General features: G+C 70.7%; 20 protein-coding genes and 1 riboswitch. All 20 genes read right to left on the reverse strand.

Annotated features, from left to right (window positions below; translation table 11 throughout):
• Positions 1–322: 322 nt before the first annotated feature.
• The 20 genes from THESUDRAFT_RS09905 to THESUDRAFT_RS10005 all read right to left on the reverse strand — a co-directional run bounded on the left by THESUDRAFT_RS09905 (position 323) and on the right by THESUDRAFT_RS10005 (position 22943).
• Positions 323–1846, reverse strand: a complete 1524-nt coding sequence (locus THESUDRAFT_RS09905) for a phosphoglucomutase/phosphomannomutase family protein (protein ID WP_006904655.1) — start codon at positions 1844–1846, stop codon at positions 323–325.
• Positions 1847–1980: 134 nt separating this feature from the next.
• Positions 1981–2868 carry a flagellar hook-associated protein FlgL gene (gene flgL / locus THESUDRAFT_RS09910; protein WP_006904656.1) on the reverse strand — a complete coding sequence of 296 codons (888 nt, stop codon included), beginning with the start codon at positions 2866–2868 and terminating at the stop codon, positions 1981–1983.
• Between the two features lie 39 nt (positions 2869–2907).
• Positions 2908–4509, reverse strand: coding sequence for a flagellar hook-associated protein FlgK (gene flgK / locus THESUDRAFT_RS09915; protein ID WP_006904657.1), 1602 nt, complete (start codon positions 4507–4509; stop codon positions 2908–2910).
• Between the two features lie 60 nt (positions 4510–4569).
• A complete protein-coding gene (locus THESUDRAFT_RS09920) occupies positions 4570–5190 on the reverse strand; it encodes a flagellar protein FlgN (RefSeq protein ID WP_006904658.1) in 621 nt (206 codons plus the stop codon).
• A 2-nt stretch (positions 5191–5192) separates the two neighbouring features.
• Complete coding sequence (gene flgM, locus THESUDRAFT_RS09925; RefSeq protein ID WP_006904659.1) at positions 5193–5564, reverse strand: flagellar biosynthesis anti-sigma factor FlgM; 372 nt, start codon at positions 5562–5564, stop codon at positions 5193–5195.
• An 81-nt stretch (positions 5565–5645) separates the two neighbouring features.
• Positions 5646–6416: a ComF family protein gene (locus tag THESUDRAFT_RS12470; protein ID WP_242823315.1), complete on the reverse strand. Its 771-nt coding sequence runs from the start codon at positions 6414–6416 to the stop codon at positions 5646–5648.
• Between the two features lie 166 nt (positions 6417–6582).
• Entirely contained in the window at positions 6583–8253 is a 1671-nt protein-coding gene (locus THESUDRAFT_RS09935; RefSeq protein ID WP_006904661.1) for a GGDEF domain-containing protein, read from the reverse strand.
• A gap of 45 nt (positions 8254–8298) precedes the next feature.
• Positions 8299–8895, reverse strand: a complete 597-nt coding sequence (locus THESUDRAFT_RS09940) for a glycosyltransferase family protein (RefSeq protein WP_242823316.1) — start codon at positions 8893–8895, stop codon at positions 8299–8301.
• Between the two features lie 315 nt (positions 8896–9210).
• Entirely contained in the window at positions 9211–10458 is a 1248-nt protein-coding gene (metK, locus tag THESUDRAFT_RS09945) for a methionine adenosyltransferase (RefSeq protein ID WP_006904663.1), read from the reverse strand.
• A 219-nt stretch (positions 10459–10677) separates the two neighbouring features.
• Positions 10678–11100, reverse strand: coding sequence for a hypothetical protein (locus THESUDRAFT_RS09950; RefSeq protein WP_006904664.1), 423 nt, complete (start codon positions 11098–11100; stop codon positions 10678–10680).
• Positions 11097–11717, reverse strand: coding sequence for a flagellar export chaperone FliS (gene fliS, locus THESUDRAFT_RS12475; protein WP_006904665.1), 621 nt, complete (start codon positions 11715–11717; stop codon positions 11097–11099). Before fliS ends, THESUDRAFT_RS09950 begins: the two co-directional genes overlap by 4 nt.
• Positions 11718–11994: 277 nt before the next feature.
• The gene (gene fliD / locus THESUDRAFT_RS09960; protein ID WP_006904666.1) at positions 11995–13410 is read right to left on the reverse strand and encodes a flagellar filament capping protein FliD; all 1416 of its coding nucleotides are present in this window, start codon (positions 13408–13410) and stop codon (positions 11995–11997) included.
• A 190-nt stretch (positions 13411–13600) separates the two neighbouring features.
• Entirely contained in the window at positions 13601–14128 is a 528-nt protein-coding gene (locus THESUDRAFT_RS13945; RefSeq protein WP_006904667.1) for a flagellar protein FlaG, read from the reverse strand.
• A gap of 578 nt (positions 14129–14706) precedes the next feature.
• Entirely contained in the window at positions 14707–16014 is a 1308-nt protein-coding gene (locus tag THESUDRAFT_RS09975; protein WP_006904668.1) for a flagellin N-terminal helical domain-containing protein, read from the reverse strand.
• Between the two features lie 392 nt (positions 16015–16406).
• On the reverse strand, positions 16407–17258 hold the full coding sequence (locus THESUDRAFT_RS09980) for a Cof-type HAD-IIB family hydrolase (RefSeq protein WP_006904669.1): 852 nt from the start codon (positions 17256–17258) through the stop codon (positions 16407–16409).
• 779 nt (positions 17259–18037) lie between these two features.
• A complete protein-coding gene (locus THESUDRAFT_RS12480; RefSeq protein ID WP_006904670.1) occupies positions 18038–19030 on the reverse strand; it encodes a S1 RNA-binding domain-containing protein in 993 nt (330 codons plus the stop codon).
• Positions 19031–19652: 622 nt separating this feature from the next.
• Positions 19653–20102: a 3-hydroxyacyl-ACP dehydratase FabZ gene (fabZ, locus tag THESUDRAFT_RS09990; protein ID WP_006904671.1), complete on the reverse strand. Its 450-nt coding sequence runs from the start codon at positions 20100–20102 to the stop codon at positions 19653–19655.
• A 238-nt stretch (positions 20103–20340) separates the two neighbouring features.
• Positions 20341–20955 carry a superoxide dismutase gene (locus tag THESUDRAFT_RS09995; protein WP_006904672.1) on the reverse strand — a complete coding sequence of 205 codons (615 nt, stop codon included), beginning with the start codon at positions 20953–20955 and terminating at the stop codon, positions 20341–20343.
• A 414-nt stretch (positions 20956–21369) separates the two neighbouring features.
• Positions 21370–22197 (reverse strand): flagellar hook-basal body protein, encoded by an 828-nt coding sequence (locus THESUDRAFT_RS10000; protein WP_006904673.1) that lies wholly within the window; start codon positions 22195–22197, stop codon positions 21370–21372.
• Positions 22194–22943, reverse strand: a complete 750-nt coding sequence (locus THESUDRAFT_RS10005) for a flagellar hook-basal body protein (protein WP_040827546.1) — start codon at positions 22941–22943, stop codon at positions 22194–22196. The genes THESUDRAFT_RS10000 and THESUDRAFT_RS10005 overlap by 4 nt, the downstream gene beginning before the upstream one ends.
• 400 nt (positions 22944–23343) lie before the next feature.
• Positions 23344–23400: riboswitch (cyclic di-GMP riboswitch) on the reverse strand.
• Positions 23401–23590: the final 190 nt, after the last annotated feature.

Below are 23590 nucleotides of genomic sequence, written 5' to 3' on the forward strand. Positions count from 1 at the left end.
CTGGTGTGGATAGTCTGCCCCCGGGCCACTGTGGATAATGTGGATGATCTGTTGATAAGTACGAGTTCGCCCCTTTTGTACGGCGAAGGGCCGGCACCTCCTTGTTCATTGGGCTGGGGATAACCGGCCCTCCGTTCCCTACCAGGGACCATCCGAGCCTATCCATTCTTCGTTAAATTCCGGACGAACAGGCCACCACGCCCTGCAACATTCGAAGAACCGCCGGTGCCCGCCCGGGCCGCGGGCTACGGGCCTGCAGGCCGCGGACCACGGGCCTGCGGGGCGACGGTGCCGGCGGTGCCCGCGGTGCAAGACCGGCCGGTCAGCGGGTGGCGGACTCCACCAGCCGGAGGCCGTCGTCCAGCAGGGCACCGACCTCCTCGGGCGATTCGGCCTCCGCATACACGCGGACCACGGGTTCGGTACCGGAAGCACGGAAGAGGATCCAGCGGCTCGGCCCGAAGATCAGCTTGTAGCCGTCCAAGGGGTCGACCTTCTCCACCGGCCAGCCCGCCAGGCGGGCCGGCGGGTCGTCCCGCAGCAGGGCCATCAGCCGGTTCTTCCCTTCCGGCGTCAGGTGGAGGTCGCGGCGCTGGAAGTAGTGCGGCCCGATCTCCGCCATCAGGGCCGCCACCTGCTCGCCCAAGGTGCGGCCGCGGGTCGCCATGATCTCCGCCAGCAGCAGGTTGCAGAGAAGGCCATCCCGTTCGGGCATGTGGTTCTTGATGCCGATGCCGCCGCTTTCCTCGCCGCCGATGAGGACGTCTTCCTTGAGGGCATATTCGCAGACGTGCTTGAAGCCGATGGGCGTCTCATGGAAGGGCAGTCCGTACCGGGCCGCCAGCTTGTCGACCATGCGCGTGCCGGCGAAGGTCTTGACCACCGACCCCCTCCAGCCGCGCACTTCCACCAGGTGCTGGAGCAGCAGCGCGAAGATGCGCTGGGCGTCCAGCACCTCGCCGGTGGCGTCCACCGCCCCCACCCGGTCGCCGTCCCCGTCGGTGACCAGGGCGGCCTGGGCCCCCAGGCGCCGTACGGTCTCCACCGCCGGGCCCAGGTTGCGGGCGATGGGCTCGGGGGCCAGTCCGCCGAAACTGGGGTTGAACTCGCCCCGGATCTCGGTCACTTCGGCGCCGGCCTCCCGCAGAAGGTCCGCCAAGACCCCGCGGGCTGCCCCGTGCATCGGGTCGGCCACCAGGCGCAGCCGGGCCGCCCGCAGCCTCTCGAAGTCGACCAGATTCCGCAGCTGCTGGACGTACGGGCCGACGAGGTCGGCCTCTTCCACCCGGCCCAGGCGCCGGGCTTCCGTCAGGTCCAATCCGGCCGGCGGCGCAGCCCCGGCCCGCCCGGCTTCTTGCCGGGCCAGGATCGCCTCCAGCTGGCGGGTTTCTTCCGGCAGGGCCGGGCCTCCGAACCAGCCCTTGAGCTTGAACCCGTTGTATTCGGGCGGGTTGTGGCTGGCGGTGATCATGACACCGGCGCCAAGCTTTCGCGACACGACCGCCCAGCTCAGCGCCGGCGTCGGGCAGGCGGACCGGGAAAGAAGGACGGGAATGCCGGCAGCCGCCAGCACCGACGCCACCGCCGCAGCGAACCGGTCCGAGAGGAACCGGCAGTCATAGCCCACGGCCACGCCCTGGCCGGCGCGGCCGGTGGCCTCGAGATGCTCCGCCAGGGCCCAGGCGACCCGGCGTACGTTGGCGAAGGTGAATTCTTCCGCGATGACCGCCCGCCAGCCGTCGGTGCCGAAGCGGATGGGCGTGGCGGGTACCGATGCCGTTTGGGGCTGGGGCTGGGACTGGGAATGGTTCCGGTCTGCGTGTCCCTTCTGCTGCGCGTCGCTCACCCGGTGCTCACCTCGGTGGAACCTTCGCAACCTGGCTTAGGGTTCCTCCCGGGGAGACCTGGTTGCGCAGCCGGAGGACTCCACGGCGCCGCCGTTACGGAGGGCCGTAGGTTACCGCGCGAAGTCCATCCCGGTTACCGCAAGAAGTCCATCAGGGTGGGCTGGACGATACGGGCACCGGCCATCAGCGCCGCCCGGTACGCCGCCTGGGACACCGACAGGCGCATGGCCGTTTCGGCGATGTCCGCATCCTCTACGCCGCTCAGCAGCTGCTCGGTGTCGACGCGGATCTCGTCCATGCGGTAAAGACCCAGCTCGATTCGGTTCACCTTGGCCCCCACCTCGGCGCGGAACCGCAGCAGGCCGTCCAGTGCCTGGTCGAGAGCCGCGATCCCGGTTGCGGATACGGCCTGCAGGTCCCGATTCTGAAGGGCCACCTGCAACCCGCTCAGGGCCGCGAAAGCCGGGTCGAACGCGGCGTCCCCGGGCACGTTGATGGTCAGGGTGGTGCCGGGCGCCACCTCCCGCTGGATGGGCCCGTTGATTCCCTGATAGGTGACGCCGCTGGGACTGGCCGGATCGGCCACGAAGGGCGGTTGCTGCGTCCCGAAACCGCCAAACAGGTAGCTGTCGCCCAGGGTGCTGTTGGCCACCTCCAGCAGGTGGTCCTGCAACTGCTGGACCTCGGCCTGGATGGCCTGGAGGGAGCTGTCCGGCAGGGTACCCGAAGCCGCCCGGACCGCCAGCTCCCGCGCCCGCTGGAGGATCTGGGTCGCCCGGTCCAGGGCGCTGTCGGTCATCTCGAGCCAGTCCCGGGCATCCTGGGCGTTGGCCCGCAGGCGTTCCACCTCGGCCAGGCGCGCCCGCAGGCGCAGGCTGTCCACGGTGGCTACGGGATCGTCCGAAGGGCGCTGCACCCGCTTGCCCGAAGCCAGCTGGTTCTGAAAGGTGCTCAGCCGCTGCTGAGCCCGGCGCAGGTCGGCCAGCAGGGTGGTGATCATCATTCCGCCGGTGATGCGCACCCGTGCTCCCTCCTGTGAGCAGCCCTCGAGGACGCCGCCTCAACGACCCACCAGGCCCGTCCGCTCGATGAGGACGGCCAGCATGGAGTCCACCGCCGTCACCAGCCGGGCCGCCGCCGCGTAGGCGTGCTGGTACCGGACCAGCTGCGTCATCTCCTCGTCCAGGGAAACGCCTCGCACGCTCTCCCGCTGGGCCGCCACCTGATCCATGAGCAGTTGGGTGGTGCGCTGGCCTTCCTGGGCCTGGCGCCCCGCGATGCCCAGCCCCGCTACCACGCTCTCCAGGTAATCCTGGGCCGGCGCCCCGCCGGGCAGAGCCAGGGCGGCGTGGCGCAGCTGCGCCAGGGCCAAGGCATTGCGCCCGTCTCCGGGCGCACCGGCCTCCAGGGCCGCTGCCAGGTTGGCCGGATCGTCCAGGGCGGGATTGACCACCACCGCCTGCAGGTCGGTCCCCGTCCCCAGCAGGAACATGTCCCGGCCTGCCCCGCCGCCCTGGGAGCCGGGAGCGGGGGCGTCGTTGAGCCCGTACCCCTGCCGGTGGACCTGGTTGACGGCCGTGGCCAGCGCGAAAAAGAGCGCCTTCAGATCCTGCCGCAAGCCCGCCACCAGCCGGTCCCGCGACTCGAGAAAGCCGTCGATCTCGCCGCCCTCCAGCACCGTGTCGTCCAGGGGCAGGAGGGCGGGTCCGGCCCCGGTGCCGGCACCCGGCTCACCGGCCAAGGCACCCGTCCCGGTACCCTCCGCCAGGACCTGGGCCGTTCCCGACCAGTAGATCCGGACCACCAGGTCGCCGGCACCCGGATCGCCGGGGGCCGGCCCCCCGCCCGGGCTGCCGGCGCCACCGGTGCCGGCGCCGGTGGCCGCGACCGGTTCTTCCCGGACCACCAGCAGGTGGACGACCCGGCCGTCCACCAGGGGCAGCCCGGCCACCTCGACCCGCAGGGCGCCGCCCTCCCGTTCCGTCACCCGGACCGGCAGCAGGCCGCCCAGCTCCTCCACCAGCCGGTCCCGTTCATCCAGCAGGTCGTTGGGCGACTGCCCCGCTGCGGTGGCGACCTGGATGCGGCGGTGGAGGTCGGCCAGCTGGGTGGCGATCTGGTTGGCACGGTCGACCCGGGCCAGGATGCTGGCGTCCAGGTTGCGCTGGAGGTCCGCCAGCTGGCGGTCCGCCTCCTGAAAGCGTTCCAGCAGGGTATGGGCCTGCTGAATGGCCGCCGTCCGGGCCGGCAGGCTGTCAGGACGGTTCGCCACGACCCCCAGGGCCTCCCAGAAGTCGGCGAGGGCCCGGGCCAAGCCGGCGTCGGATGGTTCGCCCAGGATGGTCTCCAACTCCGCCAGGGTCTGGGTGCGAACCTGCCAGCGTCCCAGCTGCCCCTGCAAGTCCCGCACCTGCCGGTCGAGGAACAGGTCCCGGACCCGCTGGATCCCGGCCACCTGCACCCCGGTCCCCACCTGGCCGGCTTCCACCGCCATGGCCCGGGAGGGTGGCGCGTAGGCAGGCGTGGGCGCCAGGCGCGCCACTTGCCGGGAGTAACCGGGGGTGTTGGCGTTGGCGATGTTGTGCCCGGTCACATCCAGGGCTCGCTGCTGGGCCCAGAGGCCGAGCCGGGCCAGTTCGAGTCCGAAGAAGGTGCTGCGCACGGGGGCATCATCCTTTGACCCTTGAAACGCCTAAACACCTAAATGCCTAACATAAGAAGCCTAAAAGGCCCGGTCCACGGCCAGGGCCGGCGGCCGCCACTGCAACTGGCCGTCGGGTCCGTACCCCGGGCCGGCGGTACCTCGGGCCGCCGCCAGGCTCTGCAGGCCGAACCGGGCCCAGGCCAGGCCCTGGCGCGCCAGCGCCCGGTTCTGGCGGTTGAGCTGCTCTACACCCTCTGCCAGCGCCTTCAGGGGATCCCGGCAGCGGGCGAGGGCCGGGGCCAGGTCGGGAACGCGGCGGGCCAGCTCCTCCCAGGACAAGCGGGCGGGATCGAGCCCCCATGCCGCCGCCAGCTCCTGTTGCAGGTCGAACCGGCGCCGCTCCAGCTCGCCGATCACCCGCAGGCATTCCTCTTCGGAGGCCAGGGCCGCCTCGATGACCGCCGGGTCCCCCGCAACCAGGGCCCGGTTGGTCGCCCGGGTGGCTTCCAGCAGCCGCGCCCAGGGTTCCACCATGGCCGCCAGCTGGGCGACCAGCTGATGCGCCAGGGCTGCGGCAGGTGCGGCCGGTGCCTCGCCGGTCGCAGGGGCCGGGGCCACGGGAATGGCAGGGGCGGGCTCCGATCCTTCGCCGGCGGCCGGGAGGGCGGGGCCGGGCCGGGCCGGGACAATGGGCGCCATGCTCACCGGTCCTCCTGAACCCGGTCCGCCAGCAGGCGGTACAGCATCCGCTCCGCCACCTGCTGGGCGTCGATCCGGTACTCCCCGCGGGCAATCTGCGCCCGCAACGCCGCCACCCGCTCCGCCCGAACCTCGGGCAACCCGCGGGTTTCGTCCACCAGCCGCTGGACTGCCGCGGCCGCGGGGGAAAGGTCGACCCGATCGCGGCCGGGTACTGGTGCGCCGCCGGCTGCCCCGGTACCCGAAGACACTCCGGGTGCGGCCGGCTGGACGGGACCCGGGCTCCCCGCCGGGCCAGCGGCCGGGGTACCGGCGCCTGGTTGCATGCCGTAGGCCTTCAGCGCATTCAAGACCTGCTGCCGGGAGATGATCATTGCCCCGTCCTCCTCGCCAGCTGTGACTAACCCGGTTTTCGTGACGCCGGGTCGTGATGTTTAGAGGGGACTGCGGCACCGTTACAACGGCATCATCTCCCCCGAGCGTTCGGGCGCGGTATACCGGGCGGGCTGGAGGGGGGTGGCCGCTGCCACCAGGCCGTAGACAGCCCCCGCCCCCAGCGCCTGGAGGGCCTCGCAGGCCGCAGCCAGGGTGCGCCCGGTGGTGAGCACATCGTCCACCAGAAGAACCGGCCGCCCCGCCAGCCGACGGGCCCTGGGCGAGGGGGCGAAGACGCCGGCCACGTTCAGCCGCCGCCCCGCCGCCCCCAGGGTGGCCTGGCCGGCTCCGGCTTGGCGCCGCACCAGCAGGTTTTCCGCCAGCTGCCAGCCTCCCGTCCGGGCCACGGCCCGAGCCAGAAGGATCGCCTGATTGAAGCCCCGCTGGCGCAGCCGGTCGGGGTGCATGGGCACGGGTACAACCAGCGCCGCTGCCGGCCAGCCCCCGGTCCGGGCGGCCATGGCGCGACCCAGGAGTTCGGCCAGGTAGGGCTCGTCTTCGTATTTCATCCGCAGGATGAGGCGCCGTAAGAGGCCCCGGTAAGTCCCCACCGCCCGGACGGCCACCCAGGGCGGTCCCAGGGTGCGGCACTGGCTGCAGGGTTCGTCCGGATGGGCAAGCCAGGCAGGCCGGTCGCACCACAGGCACCGGCTGCCGGGCTCGTGTCCCAGCCGGGCCTGGCAGCGCGGGCATATCGCAGGGTCGGCCGGCGGCCAGTGGGGCAGGTCCGCCCCGCAGCCCAGGCAATAGGGTGGCCAGGGGAAGACCCAGGCCAGGAGCTCGTCGCGCACGGCGGCCCACACCTTCTGCCAGTTCCCCCCTGGCCTCGGGCGGGGGCCGGTGAAGGCCCAGCCTGCCCGGCACTCCCCGGAACGTTGCGGGGGCATCGCCTCCCAGCCCCTCTCCCTGCGCTCGCCAGGCGGTGACAGCCCTGGGCGGCCGCCGGCCGGAAAAGCCTCACGCGTGCTCGCGGCGGTACCGCTCCCGGTGGTGGCGCTTTTCGCGGTACATGTTGCGGTCGGCGGCGGCGATGAGGTCTTCATCGGAGGGGCCGTCATAGGGGTACACGGCGACCCCCAGGCTGAAACGGAGGGGGAAGAAGATCTGGCCCGAGAGGTCGGTGAAACGGTACCTCAGGGCGGCTTCCCGGATGCGGTCGGCCACCGCTTCGGCCTCTTCCCGGCGGGCACCGGGCAGGATGGCGACGAACTCGTCGCCCGCATACCGGGCAACCAGGTCCTGCTGGCGTACCGAATGCCGCAAAAGGTCGGCGAACTGCCGCAGGACGTGATCGCCGTCCCGGTGGCCGAACTGGTTGTTGATGTCGGAAAAGTTGTCCAGGTCGATCAGGATCAGCGCCAGGGGCTGGCCCGTAGCACTGGCCCGCCGCACCGCCTCCCGCAGGCGCATGCTGAAGAACCGGTAGTTGTAGAGGCCCGTCATCGGGTCGGTGTGGGCCATGGTCTGGGTCCGGCCATAGATCAGGCCGTTCTGGATGGCCATGGCCATTGGCGACGCGAGGATGGACAGCAGGCGCCGCTCGCGATCGCCAAAGGCCCGGTGGCGCCGGGCCAGGCACAGGCAGCCCATGAGCCGCTCGTCGGCCGAGAGGGGCACCGCCAGCACGCTGGACGGCTCGAAGTTCTCCGTCACCAGGGTGGGCTCGTCCACGTGCTCGACAAGCTGGCGCTCCCTGGCGGCCCGCCGGACAGCCCCCTCCCCTGCCACCCGGCCCTGAACCTCCCCGGCATCGGGATGGACCGCATGCTGCAGGCGCAGCACGTCGCCCTCCTCCGCCAGGTAGACGGCGAAGGCGTCCGACGGTGCCAGCTGCTGCACGGCCCGGTCGATCCAGCCGAAGGCATCGTCCAGTTCCAGCACGCAAGCCAGTCCCTTGGTGATCTCATACAGCGACTGCAGGTCGTGGTGGGCCTCCACCAGCCGCATGTGCAGGCGGAGCAGGTAGTTGATCATCAGGAAGAGGGTCAGGCCCACGGCCATGCCGATTTCACCGTACGCCTGAAAGGCGATCATCACCACCGAATGGGCGGCCACGGCGAAGGCGGTGCTGAGGGCATCCACCGGCAACCAGCGGAAGAACAGGCGGAGGAACTCCCGGGTGGGATGGGCCTGGTGATAGTAAAGGGCCAGGCCCACCAGGGCATTGTTCATCACCCAGTAGATCGCCACATAAACAAAGACCAGGTGGAGCGGCGGAACGGTGATCCCCGTGGGCGCGGGCCAGGGATGGAGGCCGAGCCGCGTCGAAACGGCCCCTGCCGTCAGGATGGTCAGGGCGAACTGGCCGGCGTTGAACAGGGTGCGGTCCCAAGGCCGGCGGTTCAGCACCCCGTAGCCGATGAGGTTGCCCAGCACGTTGATGATGGCCGCGGGCACGGTACCGTACAGCAACTGGGCCGTGAGGGTGACCCCGAAAGTCAGCGACATCGCCCCGCCGCCGGGCATCGGCAGCGGGTAGGCGTCCATCAGGACGGCCGCGGCCAGCATCATCAACATGGGCAGGGCGGGAACGGGCTCCCACTGGCGCAAGGCCAGGATCAGAGCCACCATCCCGCCCACACCGACGGCCAGGATATACACCCGCTGCGGGCTACGCCAGGACCTCACCGGCGATCGTGACCCCCACCCCGTGTCGCGGTCCTTATTTCATTCTCAACCTGTCATGCATTTCCTGCTGGATGCCGACGCCTCGAGCAGGTGAATGAGGGGTACGCGGAGGTCCTGCCAGCGCCATCCGCCGGGATTCGTCAGGTCGATGGTCACCGCCAGCGGCGCCCCGGTGACGAAAAGCGCCGCCTCCAGCGGGCCGGGCGCCCCCGAACGCTGGGCCGGCCAGCGCAGGACCTGCAGGGTCGGGACCCGCTGGCGCAAACGGTAGAGGATGGCGGCGGTTTCATCGGCAGACCCGCAGTCCACCACCACGATGGGCGAACCGGGTGCGAGGGCGGCCAGGTCCTCCACGAATCCCTCGATGAAGGAAGCCGCGTCCCGCACCAGCACCACCAGGGGCCAGGGTTCCCACCCCTGGGGCTGGACCCGGCGCCGCCCGCGGTGCCATGCACCCCGCAACGCGCCCAGCACACCGGCCGCCGTCACGACGGCCAGGACCGCCAGGGCCCACCACACGGCATCGTGCCCCATGGACTCGGCACCCCCGTGGGGCCGGGAGGTCAGGGTCGTAATGGCGCTGTCGCGGTTCCAAGGTATGCCGTGGCGGGCCGGAAGGTCCCTGAGCGGACGAACCGTCACCCGGGCGGTCCCCAAGACGGAAAAGGCCGGACCGGCCGCCGCCCCCTGCGGGGCGCCGCCGCCTGCCCGGCCAGGACGCATAAGGCCCGTCAAAGCGGCTGTACAAGGCTGCAACCCCGAAGGCCTGCCGCGACGGGCACCCGGTCACATCCGCACCCGGTCACATTCTCTGGCTGCACCGGGTGGCGCGTTGCCGTGCCGCAGGGCCGTTCCTCGGCCGGACGGCTTATCGGCAGCCCTGCGACCGGGCTGCGGCCCCGCGACCCCGGCCGCGGCCCGCAACCGGCCCCGGTCGCGCCCTGCAAGCACCGGACCCTACAGCGCCACCGCCACCTCGGCCAGCGGATCGTCGGGCATCGCCCCCAGCCCCGCCGCCTCCCGCAACTGGGCTGCCCGGTCGATCTTCTCCCAGGGCAGGTCCAGATCGGGCCGCCCGAAGTGGCCGTAGGTGGCCACCTGGCGGTAGATGGGCCGGCGCAGGTTCAGGTGGTGGATGATGGCGCCCGGCCGCAGGTCGAAGTGCTCCCGCACCAGTTCCTCGATCCGGTCGTCGGGGATGACGCCCGTGCCGAAGGTGTCGACCCGGATGGACACGGGCTGGGCCACGCCGATGGCGTAGGCCACCTGGATCTCGCAGCGCTCCGCCAGGCCCGCCGCCACCACGTTCTTGGCCACCCAGCGGGCGGCGTAGGCGCCGGAACGGTCGACCTTGGTCGGGTCCTTGCCCGAGAAGGCGCCACCGCCGTGGCGGGCATAGCCGCCGTAGGTGTCGACGATGATCTTCCGGCCCGTCAGACCGGCGTCGCCCTGGGGCCCGCCAACCACGAACCGCCCGGTGGGGTTGATGTAGATCCGCGTCTTCTCGTCCAGCATGGGCGCCGGGACGACAGCGCCGATGACGTGCTGGCGCAGGTCCTCTTCCAGCCGGGCGCGGCTGACGTCCTCCCGGTGCTGGGTCGACAACACCAGGGCCTCCACGCGGACGGGACGCGTCCCGTCGTACTCGATGGTCACCTGAGCCTTGCCGTCGGGGCGCAGGTAGGGAAGCAGGCCGGACTTGCGCACCTCCGCCAGCCGCCGGGTCAGCCGGTGGGCCAGGGTGATGGGCAGCGGCATCAGCTCCCGCGTCTCCCGGCAAGCGAAGCCGAACATCATCCCCTGGTCGCCGGCGCCGATGCGGGCGAAGTCGTCCGGCGGGGCCTCGCCGTGGCGCACCTCCCAGGCATCGAGGACGCCCTGGGCGATGTCCGGCGACTGCTCGTCGATGGCCGTCAGCACCGAGCAGGTGTCCGCATCGAACCCGTACTTGGCCCGGGTGTAGCCGATCTCGCGCAGCACGTCGCGGACCAGCGCCGGGATGTGGACGTAGCAGGTGGTCGAAATCTCACCCATCACCAGGACCATGCCCGTGGTCACCGCCGTCTCGCAGGCGACCCGGGCCTGGGGATCCTGCTCGAGGATGGCGTCCAGGACCGTGTCGGAGATCTGGTCCGCGATCTTGTCGGGGTGGCCCTCCGTCACCGATTCCGAGGTAAACAGGTGGCGGCCCCTGGCTCGCGTCACGCGGGGTTCCTCCTTTCCGCGAGACAGAGATAGAGATAAAACGACCCCTTCTCCGAGGAGAAGGAGCCTCCATCCCTGCGGCCCGGGCGGTGGGGTGGCGGAAGGCCGCAGCGTCCCGCCCCGCGGCCGGTTCTTCCGGCGCGTCCCGTGCCATCGAGCGGACGAACCGGCCGGGCCTGCGAAAACCCACGTTAGTCTAGCAACCCCCGCGTCGTGGTGTCAATTGGCGCTGTCAACGGGTGTCGACGGCGGCGCGTTGCGGGCGTAGGCGGCCACGGCCCGCCGGGCCTGCTCGAGGAAGTGGGCCCGCTCGGCCAGGGCTTCATGGCGGACGGCCAGGGCCAGGCGGAGCTGGCGGTCGGCCTCCAGGGCCTGGCGCAGGTGCTCTTCCAGCTGGGCCAGCCACTGCCGGGCAGCCTCCCCGCCGGGCAAGCCGCGGCCGCCGGGGGCCGCCCCCGCATGCAGCCGGTGCAGCCTGGCGCTGACCTGTTCCTGGAGGAACCGGCGGGCCTCGAGTTCCGCCCGGGCGGTCTCCCAGTCACCCCGCCCGGCGGCAGCCTGGGCCCGCCGGCCCCGCTCGATCCACCGGTCAAGGTCCTTGCGGGTTTCCAGCACCAGTTCCCAGAGGTCGGTCTCGCTCATGACGGCACCTCCGGGGACGGCGCCGGACGGGTTCCACCCGCGCCCTCGGTGCACAGGGCGGCCCAGGCTTCCCGTATGGGGGCCAGGACCCGTACGGCGTCGGCCGCCAGCCGGGGGTTGGCCTTCACGTTGGCCTCGATGAGCCGCTCCTGGCAGAACAGGTACAGGGCGGTCAGCCGGGCGGCCAGCTCGCCCCCCTGCTGGTGGTCCAGGGCCAGCATCAGCTCGCGCAGGAAGTCCTGGGCGCGGGTCAGGGCCCGGTGCAGCCGCTCGCGGCCGCCGGGGGCCTTGAGGTCGACCTGCAGGGCGCGGGCCACCTCCCGCAGCACGCCGTCCATCAGCATCAAGACCAGAACCTGGGGCGGCGCCGTCAGCACCCGGGTCGCCACGTAGGACCGGGCCGGATGGGCAACAGCCCGCCGAGGCAGGCCGGTGGGGAAGACCCCTCCCCCTCGGGCCCCCTGCGCCGGTGCCCCCGCCTCGCCCGAGCGCCGGCCGGTTGCGGATCCGGCGGCTTCCGATCCCAGCATCCCGCCGGTCTCCGGCTCCGGCTTCACACCCGCGACGATTTCGCCCTGCTCAGCGATTCCGCCCTGGCCGCCGCTTGCCTTCAGCATGGGCCAACCCCTCCCGCCTGCTGCCCGGCCGCGCTGGGCCGGCTGCCCTGCCCGTCACCCTGTCGTCCCGCCGGCATTTTGCTCTGCCATTCAACCCGGCCTTTACCCTGCCTTGCACCCGCGGTCCCACCAGCCGCCGGCCCCGCCGTTTACCCGTGTGTTCGCGCCGCGGTTGCCCTCGCGCTCACCCCGGCTTCGGCGGACGAAATCCATCCTCCATTATCAGGTCGATCCAGCCGTGCTTGGCCCCGTCCTGTCATCCCAAGTCCCATCGCCCTCAGTCCTTGGGCCGCAGGGACGCCAGCTGGTTCACCTGCTGGACCAGCCACTGCTCCTGGGACTGGAGGGTGGAGAGCAGGGTCTCCAGCGCCTCGAACTGCCGGGTCAGGTTCTGCTCCCGCAACTTGAGGCGGTACTCCATCCGCTCCATCTGCTCGGCGTAGTCCCGGGCCCGGTCGTCCAGGGAGTCGATGCGCCGGTCGAAGAGCCCGGTGTTCGTCTTGAGCCATCCGTCCAGGGCCTTCTGCAGCCGCACGAAGACCCCGTCGTCGCTGGTGGCGGAGGCGTCGGGGTCGCCCGCCAGCAGCCGCTGCACCCCCGCCCGGTCAGCCGCCAGCGCCTCCCGCAGCTTCGCCTCGTCCAGCTGCAGGGTGCCCGACTTGTCCTGGGTGGTGATGCCCACGGCGGCCAGCCGGTCCAGGGTGGTCGAACCCGCCAGCGCCGCCACGGGGTCCGAGACCATGCGCCGCAGCTCGTTGCGCAGGGTGGTGAGGAGCACGTCGCCCCCCAGCTTGCCTCCGCCCGCGCCCTGGTAGTCCTGCTGCTGTGCCATGAAGGACAGGGCGCTGTTGTACTGCTCGATGAACTTTTTCACCGCGCCGACCACGGCGTCGTCGTCCCAGGCCACGGTGACGGTGACGGGATTGCCCGGGGCGGCCTGGTGCAGTTCCAGGGTGACCCCCTGGACCACGTCGCTCACGGTGTTGGACGAGCGGGTGAAGGCGAGGCCGTTGACGGTGAACTGGGCATCCTGGCCCGTGACCAGCACCCGGCGTTCCGCACCGGCGGCGTCGATCAGCCCCAGGGACTGGGCCACCGTGCCGCTCACATCGCTGATGTCGATGGCGCCCTGGCCCGTGTGGGTGCGGGTAATCACCAGATGGCCGCCGATCACCTCCGTCCGCACGGCGCTGGCCTCCGCCGCGGGGTCCGCCTGCACCGCCTGTTCGACCGCCGCGTTGATCCGGTCGCGGATGGCGTTCAGGGAGTCCGTGGTGTCGACGGTGACGTCAAAGCTGGTGCTGCCGACGGTGATGCGAAAGGTCCCGCTCAGGTTCAGCGCGGCCTGGGGGTCGGCCACCGGGTCGTAGGTGGCGATGGAGTGGGCCGTGGCCAGCTGCTGCACCTCGACCGTGTAGGTGCCCGGGGTGGCGGCGGCGGAAGCCTCCGCCGTCACCCGTGCCTCGTCGCTGCTGGTGGACCGCGGCCGCCAGAACAGGTCCTGCGCCAGGACATCCGCGATGCGGTCCTGCAGGGTGTCGATGCGGGAGCGGATGTCGCTCCAGGCGTTCTTCTCGGACTCGATCTCCAGCTTGCGCCGCTCGAGCAGCAGCAGCGGCCGCCGCTCGATCTGCATCAGCTGCTCGACGAGCTGCTCCCAGTCGAGACCGCTGGCCAGTCCACCGATGCGCATGGTGACATCCTCCTTGCCCGAACCCTTGGCCTGCCTCGCTCAAATCACCGAACCGCCGAGTCGCCCGACCGCCTCGTCCGCATCACCGAACCGCCCGCGTCACCTGGCCGGATCGCCCGAATCACCCAGTTGCCTGCGTCACCTGGCCAGATCACCCGAATCACATGGCGGCCCTCGCCGCCCCACCGGCTTAGCCGCGCTGGTCGACCTGCTGCCCGAGGAGCATCTTGACGTACATGGCAATCCGCAGCACGTGCTCGGGTGGAACCTGCCGCACGGTCTCGCCCGTCTCCCGGTCGACCACCTCCGCCACCACCCGGCCAGTGGCCTCGTCCAGGTGAAAGTGGAGCTGGTAGCTGAAGGGGTCCCGGTGCAGGTCGGGCAGAGGTGGCATCCACGGGCTGAAATCGTGGGGCATGGAGTCGCCCGCGGTCGCGGCGGCGGAAGCAGCCTCGTCTCCCGCAGCCGCGGCGTGATGCGCCGGGCCGGCATGGCCCGCCAGATCGGCATGTTCTCGGAGTTCGACGGCGCCGGGGTTTCCACCAGGACCACGGAGGCCCGTGGCCCCGACGATGGCTCCGGAGCTACTAGCCGTGCCTGGTGCTGGAAGAACACGCCCCACGCTCTCGGGATCAGGCTGTGCGGCCTGGGCGGGGACGCCGCCCGCCGCCACCATGGGATGGAAAGCTGCCCTAAGGGGTTGCTGGGGTGAAACCATCACGGACCTCACGTCTCCCTGGTCGAACTCCGCAGCGAAACAAGTGACACACGGCAGGCCTTATCCACGGTGGGCTGGGCCCGGTTTACCGAGTGGACCGCAGGTGCACCGGGTTCACCCACCCGACCCAGTCCCGTATGCCACGCTTAACCGTTTGCCCGTCGTATCGGTTGGACGCGCTGGATCGTTTACGGTACCGGGGTCCTAATCTCGTTGGCACTGCCCGGTCTTCTTCTGCTCCTTGGCCTGTGCTCCAGGTCACCATGGGCCGTGCTCTTGGTTCGGGTTAGAGCATATTCGTGAATTGACTCCTATCGAACACGCTTTTTCGACGACGGAAATCCGGCTGGGAGGCTCGCCTACTGGATGACCGGTAACATTGAACTCAAGCTGGGCTCATGCCACGGTTTCGCTTATCGCCGCTTGAAATAGGAAGCCGGCCGTCGCCTGACGGCCGGCTCCACATGGGGGCTCCGCTCCGGTCCGGTGGGGGGGGGAGTTCACCACGGACCATCGATGGGGGAGTTCGGTGGATCGGACGAAGCCGCCACCTTAGTTGGGGGAATCTACGCTTTCGCTTAACCCTGCAGCAGCTGCAGGACCGCCTGGGGCATGGCGTTGGCCTGCGCCAGCATCGCCGTGCCGGATTGCAGGAGGATCTGGTTCCGCGTGAAGTTGGCCATCTCCAGCGCCATGTCGACGTCGCGGATGCGGGACTCGGCCGCCTGCAGGTTCTCCACCGCCACGCCCAGGTTGGCGATGGTGTGCTCGAGACGGTTCTGGATGGCACCGAGGTCGGCGCGCTGGCCCGAAACGCTCTCGATGGCGCTGTCGAACGCGGTAATGGCCGAACTGGCGGACGCCTGGGAGGTCACGTCGAGACCGCTAACCGTGAAGACTTGACCATCGCTCAGCGTACCTAAGCCGCTCGCATCCAACACCACATTGCCCTTGCTATCAATGAACTTGCCGGCCGTCGTCGGATCTTCGGTCGCGACCACGTTGCCGCTGCTATCCTTCAGGACTTTGGCGGTGGCGTCGTAGGTGTAAGTACCCGCCTCGAGCCCACCGTTCGTGAAGGAGACGACAGTGCTGGCAGTAGCAGTAGTAGTCGTGCCACTCGTCGCAATGGTGACGGTACCGTTCGTCACCGCAACCGAGAAGGTAAACGTGTCCGCGTCGGCGCCGCCAGCCGTGCTAGTCCATCCCTTACCATCGTTTGACTTCGCTACGACAGTTCCGCTTGTATCGACCAATTCATAGCCGCCGCTCGCACCCGACCGGGCAGTGTAGGTGCCATCCGCAATGTCCTGAGTGGTACCTGTGGTTACCGTAGCGCTAACCGTCGCCTGGGCCTTGACCTGGTCACTCACCACGCCCAGGCTAAAGCCGCCCATGTTCCCGATCTTGACCGAAATGTTCTGACCAGCATTGGCTCCGATCTGGAAGGTGATGCCATCCTGCTCGAACGACCCGTCCAGCAACTTCTGGGTGTTGAACTCCGTGGTGCGGGCGATGCGGCCGATTTCCTGCGCCAATTGGTCGATTTCCTTCTGGATCTGCGCCCGGTCCGCCGCTGTGTTCGTATCGCTCGCCGCCTGCACCGCCAGCTCCCGCATCCGCTGCAGGATACTATGGCTCTCGTTCAGCGCGCCCTCGGCCGTCTGGATCAGTGAGATGGCGTCCTGGGCGTTGCGCTGGGCCGTCTGCAGGCCGGAGATCTGGGCCCGCATCTTCTCCGAGATGGCCAGGCCCGCCGCGTCGTCGGCCGCCCGGTTGATCCGCAGGCCCGACGACAGCCGCTCCAGGCTCTTGTTGAGCAGGCCGTTCGTCTGGCTGAGATTCCGCCAGGCGTTCAGGGCGGCCACGTTGTGGTTGATCCGCATCGGGTACAGCCCTCCCTGTTCCGGGTTCCACCCCGGCGACGGCATGCGCGCCTGCCGGCCCGGGGTGAGCTTGGCTACCCGGAATATCGAGGGGAGGGGACTGCCATGTTAGGGCGGGCGCGGTCCTAATTTAGGCGGCCACTGCCCAGTTTCCATGCCAACGGCACCCAACGGCCGGTTCCCCACGCATGGGGACCCAATGCCAGATGCCTGATGCCAGATGCGACTTTCGCGAACGCGAGATTGCGTTCGCCGGTGCGGGTGACAACGCTGGTCGGGTAGAGACAACCATTGATTGGACATCTGATTCCGACATCTGATCAGACATCCGCTTAGGCATCCGCAGGCTACCGGTGTGGGACAGTCAATAGGCCGTACAGCCGCTAGCCAGGTCAGGATCGCCCCACCCCCACCGCCCCGCCGAGCAGCTCCTCCAGCACCAGGGCAACACCGTCTTCATCGTTGGTGGCGGTGACCCGGTTGGCGGCGGCCCGGGCGGCGGGGGAGCCGTTGGCCATGGCGACGCCAATGCCGGCGAACTGGAGCATCTCGATGTCGTTGTCCCAGTCGCCGAAGGCCACCACCCGCTCCACCGGCACCTGCAGGTGGGCGGCCAGGCGCTCCACCGCCCAGCCCTTGCACACGGGGGCGTCGGACACCTCCACGGCGTAGAGGCCCGGCTCCAGGTCGGTCCCCGCCAGCACACGCACCGCGTCGCCCCACTCGGCCGTGATCCACCGGCGGAAGGCCTGCGCGCCCTCGTACCGGTCACGGACCAGCACCCGCACCGCCCCGACGCTCACCCACTCCAGCAGGTCGGGCACCTCCTGGGTCAGGCGCCCCGCCTCGAAGAACCAGGAGGCCTTGGGCAGCCGGGCCCCGGGCTCGTAGAGCATGCGGTCGCCGTGGGGATGGTCCAGGTCGTGGAAGAACAGGGTCACCCCCAGTTCCCGGGCCTTCAGGATGGCCTGGCGGGCGAACTCGGCCGGCAGGGGCTGTTTCCACACCGGCCGGTCGGTTAGGGGGTCGACGGCCACGGCACCGTTGTGCACGATGCAGGGGGTGCGCAGGCCCAGCTCCTGGGCGAAGGGGCGGCTGGCCACCCAGCGGCGGCCGGTGGCCAGGCAGACGTGGTGACCGGCGGCCACGGCCGCCCGGACCGCGTTCTTCACCCGCGGGCGCAGCCGGCCCTGGCTGTCCAAGAGGGTGCCGTCGACGTCGAGGGCGATCAGGTAAGGGAGCAAGGGGCATCCTCCTTTGAAGATCAAACCGCCTCCTATTATAGGGTTACAGGGAAGCCCGGGGCCCAGGGCGGGGCGGGGCCATGCTGAGCCGGGATCCCGTGCGTGCGGGTCCTCGCCGGTTGTGGTTGTGGCTGTGGTTGTGGTCGGGATTGGGGTTGGGGTTGCGGTGGCGCTGGTGATGATGGTGCAGGTGCGGTTACGGGGGCAGGCGACTTCGAGCACCCCGGGCTCCCACTCAGCCATGCCACGAGGGCCCGGGCCCGGCTCCACCCTACCGGCGACGCTGTATAGCAACCGGGGATCACGTTCCGGAAGACAACGGGGACGACGGGGCCCGGGCGGCGGGTTGTCCGGGGCGTCGCCCTGCAGCCTCCGGTCTTCCGCCTAGCCCGGGCCCCAGCTATTGACCCCAGATATCAGTTTATTGCCGTGGTCGACCGCCCGGTAGTGTCGAATGACTGCGGGTGAATCACGGCGGCGGGCGACGCTAGGCTCTACCCGTGGTTGCGCCGCTGTGCAGATTCGTTCGTCATGCCCGCCCTCGGGCCATGCTGGCCGGCATGCTCACCTGCAGCCCGCCCTCGCCCGCGGCCCGTGCTGGCCTGCGGCCCACCCTCGCCTGCGGGCCGTGCTCGCCTGCGGACCACTCGCCTCAAGCCCGCCCTCACCCGCGGGGCCATGCTCGCCTTCAGGCCGGCCTCGCTTGCGGCAGGCCGCGGTCACGGGCGGGTCCTGCCTGAGCCCTGTGGCCAGGCCCAGACCCGCCTCCGGCCCCACGCTCAGTCCGCCGTGCCGCTCGCCAACCGGCGGCCCGCTGCCTCGATCACCTGGAGGGCCCGATCCGTCTCTTCCAGCACCCGGGCCAGGGCGGTGGCCACCCGCTCGCTCCCGTAGGTCTCGACCAGCCGGTCCAGCTCGGTGCGGGCGGCGGGCGATACCTGACCCACGTGATGGCGGAGGAGTTGGAGCAGGGCCTCCCGCGATTCCCGGTTCTCACCGGCGACCGGAGCGGCGCTGCGCCAGCCCGCACCTGCCTGGTACCGCGTGCGGAGGCGGCCCGCATCACGGTCCCGCCAGCTGCCGGTCGCCGGTCTGGCGGCGCCCCCGGCCGTTTCCAGGTTCCCGCCGCCGCCCGGTCGGGGCCCGTGGCTCGGGACACCGTGTTCCGCCGGCCCGTGGTGGCCCGCCGGCCCGTGGCCGGCGTTCCCGGCGGTGCCGGTCGCGCCGGCCGGATCACTGCCCTGCCGCGCCAGGCTGCGCGGCGCTCCCAGGCCCCGCCGGCCATCGCCGCTCGTGCCGCCCGGCAGCCGGTATCCAGGGCCGCCGGCAGAGCCTTGGGAGCCCGTGGCGCCGGCTGCCGGGCCGGGGCGGCCGGTTCGTCGGGCGTGGGGGCGGCGAGCCCAACCGGTGCCGTACCGGTACCGGGCGCCCGTCACGCCATGGCGGTGCAGCTCCAGCAGGCGGTCGGCGTAGCGGTTGGCCAGGGGTTGCTTGCCTCCCAGGCGGCGGGTGGAAAAGGCGTACTTGCCGCTGTTGGGATCAAAGTGCACCACCTCGACCTGGACCCGCTCGCCCTTGTAGAAGTAATCTTCCGCCCGTTCCACGTACCAGTCGGAGATCTCCGAGATGTGGATGAGCCCCCGGCGGCCGTCGTCGGTCACGAGGAACGCGCCGTAGTCCACGATGCCCGTGATGGTGCCGTGGACCCGGGTCCCGGGCGCCAGGGGCACAAGCCCGGCCAGGTCCCGCACTCCCTCGCCCGCTGCTGCCACCGGCCCTGCCGCCTGCCCCGCCGCCGGTACCGTAGCGGAACCGGTTCCGGCCCCGGCGGAAACCGCTGCGCCGGCCGCCCGGGCCGGTTCCAGGGCAACGGGGACGCGCCCTTCCCGCTCCGGGCCCGGGCCGGTGCGGCCGGTTCGTCCGGCGAGGTCAGGGGGCGGAGCAGGCCCGGATGGCACCGGCGATGGCACGGGCGGTGACGCGGGCGAATCCTCCTCAGGAAGCAGGGAATCCTTCATCGCATCCGGCATACGGGAAGACGCCTCCTCAAGGCCGGGGCCGGGTTCCGCCACGCCCGGCCACAAGCGATACCACGCCACTCGTACGGTGCACCTGCATGTAGGTTATGGAATATGCACCCGCCTTATCCAAAGTGAGCAGATCGGCCAGGCTTTTCACCATGTCCATCCAGGGCCGGGCAACGGACATGCAAGGGGCAACGAGGACCGAAGTTGCCGTGCCGGTTGCGCCCGCTGGTGGTTCCGGTGCCAGGGTTCCCACCTGAGGGAAACAGTTCAAGGCCGGTGCGAGGCCGGTGCAAACGGTTCCGAGACAGGGCCCCTGGGCCAGGGATCCATCGGGGGGTGATGTGACGCCTGCGGGGTGACCGGTCGCCTACCGCAAAGCAAAACTCAACTCGGCTTCGGCGGCCAGCTCGCCGTCCACGGTGGCGCGGGCGCGGCCCTTGCCCAGGGGACCGTGCATGGCGATGATCTCCACCTCGATCTCCAGGCAGTCGCCCGGAATCACGGGCCGGCGCCAGCGCACCCGGTCGGCGCCGGCGAAGAGGGCCAGGCGGCCGCGGTTCGCGGGGACGGACAGCACCGCCGCCGCCCCCACCTGGGCCATGGCCTCCAGGATCAGCACCCCAGGCATGATGGGCCGGCCCGGGAAGTGACCCTGGAAGAAGGGTTCGTTGGCGCTTACGCACTTCCGGCCCACCGCCCGGCGTCCCGGTTCGAGGGAAAGAATCCGGTCGACCAGGAGAAAGGGGTAACGGTGGGGCAACACCTCGAGGATCGCCTGGATGTCCAAGCCCCCCTGGGGCTGATCCTGTTCCGCCATGGGCTGGTCCCAGTCCTCCACGCTGGCTGGTCGCGAACCTCCGCCACCCAGGCTGCCCCGGTGGCCGACCCGGTACGAAGGTTCGTCACTAGGATTCAGAATTCGCCGCCCCCCGCCGTCCCCCTTCTGGATGGAAAATAAAGGGGAGCCGGATCGCCGGCTCCCCTTGGCATCGCGGTCCTTGCCACCGTAGTCCTTGTCACCACGGGCCGGGTGGATGCGGGTGGCAATGGGCGGCTCAGCCGCGGGCCTGCTGGTAGCGGCGGGCCACCTCGTCCCAGTTGACCACGTTCCACCAAGCCGCCACGTAGTCGGGCCGCTTGTTCTGATACTTCAGGTAGTAGGCATGCTCCCACACGTCCAGGCCGAGGATGGGCGTATGGCCCTTCATGTACGGGCTGTCCTGGTTGGGCAGGCTGTAAAGCTGCAGGTCGCCCTTCTCGTCGACCACGAGCCAGGCCCAGCCGCTGCCGAAGTGGGTCGTGGCCGTCTTGGTGAACTGGTCCTTGAAGGTCTCGAAGCTGCCGAAGGCCTTGTTGATGGCGTCCGCCAGGGCCCCCGTGGGCTGGCCGCCGCCGTTGGGGCTCATGATCTCCCAGAAGAGCGAGTGGTTGGCGTGGCCGCCGCCGTTGTTCCGGACCGCCGTGCGGATGTCCTCGGGAACCTGGTCGATCTGGCGCAGGAGCTGGTCGATGGGCTTGTCCTGCAGCTCGGGGTACTTCTCCAGGGCGGCGTTGACGTTGTTGACATAGGTGGCGTGGTGCCGGTCGTGGTGGATCCGCATGGTCTGCTCGTCGATGTGGGGCTCCAGGGCGTTGTAGTCGTACGGCAGGGGCGGCAACTGGTAAGCCACCGGCAATCCCTCCTTGAATCGGCAGGTGCGCAGCGACCGGTTCCCGGGACGAACCGGCCCCGGCGCCACCGGTTGCGGGGACAGGCTGGCGGCAGCACAGCAGGTCCGCCCCGCCAGGACCGGCCCGGTGGCACCGGAATCCTGCCCGTTCCCAGGATCCAGTCTTTCCTGCGCTCGATTACGAGTATATACCAAGCATCGGCAGCTTTCATGCGGGGCCCCCGGGGGCCGGGCGGGGGCGGGAAGCTGGCCGGGGGACCGGCCGGGCACAGGGCGGAACGCCGGAAAAGGGCCGGAGTCCGGGCGGCGCCTGCCGCCCGGACTCCGGCCGCATCAGGGGGGAGGCCCATGCGGGCCGTCGGGCTAAACCGCTAAGAGTCTTGGGCGCATGCACTGGAGTGCATGAGCGGTGCCTCAGGAGCGCAACCGGTTGATCAGGCTCAGCATCTCATCGCCTGTGAGCACGGCGCGGGCGTTGAGCTGGTACGCCCGCTGGGACGCCAGCAGCCGGGTCATCTCCAGGGCCAGGTCCACATTGGACTGCTCCAGCATCCCCTGCCGGATCCACCCCGCTCCGTCCTGGCCGGGCGCCCCGGCCGGCACCGGGTTGCCGCCCAGGGCGTACAGGCCCTCGCCGCGGCTTTCCAGGGCATCGGGCGCCGGCGGGACCATCACCGCCAGCCGCCCGGCGGGCACCTCGCGACCCCCGGCCAGGAGGGCCCGTACCTCTCCGTCCGGCGATACCACCCAGCCGCGGGATCCCGCCGGGAGCAGGAGGGGCTGGCCGCCGGCCGCCAGCAGCGGCCGCCCCGCGCCGTCGGTCACAAGAAGCGCTTCGCCGGCCTCCCCACCGCCGGGGACGCCGGCGGGTACGGGGCTGGCCGCAAAGGTCCCGCCCCGCGTCAGGAGGACCTCGCCGGTGCCGGGATCGGCCACCTGCAAGAAGCCTGCACCCTCGATGGCCAGGTCCCAGGGGGAACCCGTGGCCTGCAACGGACCCTGGCTCCACAACCGGGGTGTGGCCGCCAGGCGGACGCCGTGTCCAACCTGGACGCCTCCCGCCGCGGCGGCAGGAGGCGCCACCGGCACCTGGGCCGCGGCGTAAACCAGATCGGCAAAGTCCGCCCGGGCGGCCTTGAAGCCCGGGGTACTCACGTTGGCCAGGTTGCCGGCGGTGAGATCAACCTGCCGGGCCGCGGCCGCCATGCCCGCGGCGGACGACCAGAGGGCCCGCTGGATCATGTGACCCGCCCCACTTCCTGGATGGCCAGCCCCAGCGTCTGATCCTGGGCCTGGACGGCCCGCTGGGCGGCCTCGAAGGCGCGGAAGTTGGCCAGCATGGCGACCACCACCTGCACCGGGTCGACGTTGGACTGCTCCAACACCCCCTGGCGCACGGGCGTGGCCGCCGGTACGGCGGGACCGGACTCGGCCGTTGCCTGCCACAGGTTGTCGCCCACCCGCCGCAGGCCGGCGGGGTTGGCGAAGGTGACCCGGGCGATGGTGCCCAGGACCGCGTCCCCCACCACCACCTGGCCGTCGGGCCGGACGGTGAACTGGGCGCTACCCACCAGCAGCGGCTGGCCCGTGGTGTCCAGGACGGGCGAGCCGTCGGGTGCCTGGAGGTACCCCTGGGACCCCACGGTGAAGTTGCCGGCCCGGGTGTAGGCCGGGCCGCCGGGGCCCATCACCACGAAAAAGCCGTCCCCCTCCAGGGCCAGGTCCTGCGGTCGCCCGGTGGTGACCCAGGGTCCGGGCCGCATGTCGGCGCCCGGTTCGGCCACTACCGTACCCGTGCCCAGGGGCCCCACCACCGGGGCTCCCGTCCCGTCGAGCCGCGACAGCAGGAGCTCGGGAAATGCCTCGGTCACGTTGCGGCTCGCTTTGTACCCGGGCGTGTTGACGTTGGCCAGGTCGCCCGCCAGGCGCTCCTGCTGGAGCACCCGGGCCAGCATGCCGCTGGCCGCGGTGTAAAGACCTCGCAGCACCGGATCACCCCTTCCGCCACGCCAGACCCCGCGATCGCCCCGCCCCGCCGGCTGGCCGTCCCGCAGCATGCAACCGCCGCCCGCCGCCGGAGATGCAGCCGGCCGTGAAACACGAAACCCCCGGCGGCAACCGGGGGTGGAACATCCTGGCCCCGCGCCGGGTTCGGCGGGCGAACCCGGCGGCAGATCCCTTCCACCCGTTCGGCAGCCCGGCCGTCATGGCCGGCGGGAGGGGCTGGAACACCTCGCTGCAGGAACCGGCCCGGCTGCTCTCCGGAACCGGAGCCGGGCCGGGGCTGGCGCCTCCGTACCGTTCTAGCGCCAGGTTCTCTGTCCCGGGAACCTGGCCCGACTCCCGCATTCCGGTGCGCGCCGGGCGAGGCGTCCCTCCGTCCCGCCGTGCGGTAGACCCGTGGCTTTGCGCCCCCGCCTTTCGGCGGGTTTGCCTTTATCGCGGCGTGGTCACGTGCCGTGTCACGGTCGTGTTGCAGCCTGTGGTGCCTCGGCCGTACTTTCGCCGACGTGCATCGCCTGATGCGCGGGACCACGTCTTAGAACGTACGGCCTCAGGAGGCTTTACATGCCCATTCGACACCTGGAGGGGAATTCCTTCCCGGTTAAGGCGGCCGGCGTGCCTTTTAGGGACC

The sequence above is a fragment of the Thermaerobacter subterraneus DSM 13965 genome, from assembly GCF_000183545.2.
Taxonomy (GTDB): Bacteria; Bacillota; Sulfobacillia; order Thermaerobacterales; family Thermaerobacteraceae; genus Thermaerobacter; species Thermaerobacter subterraneus.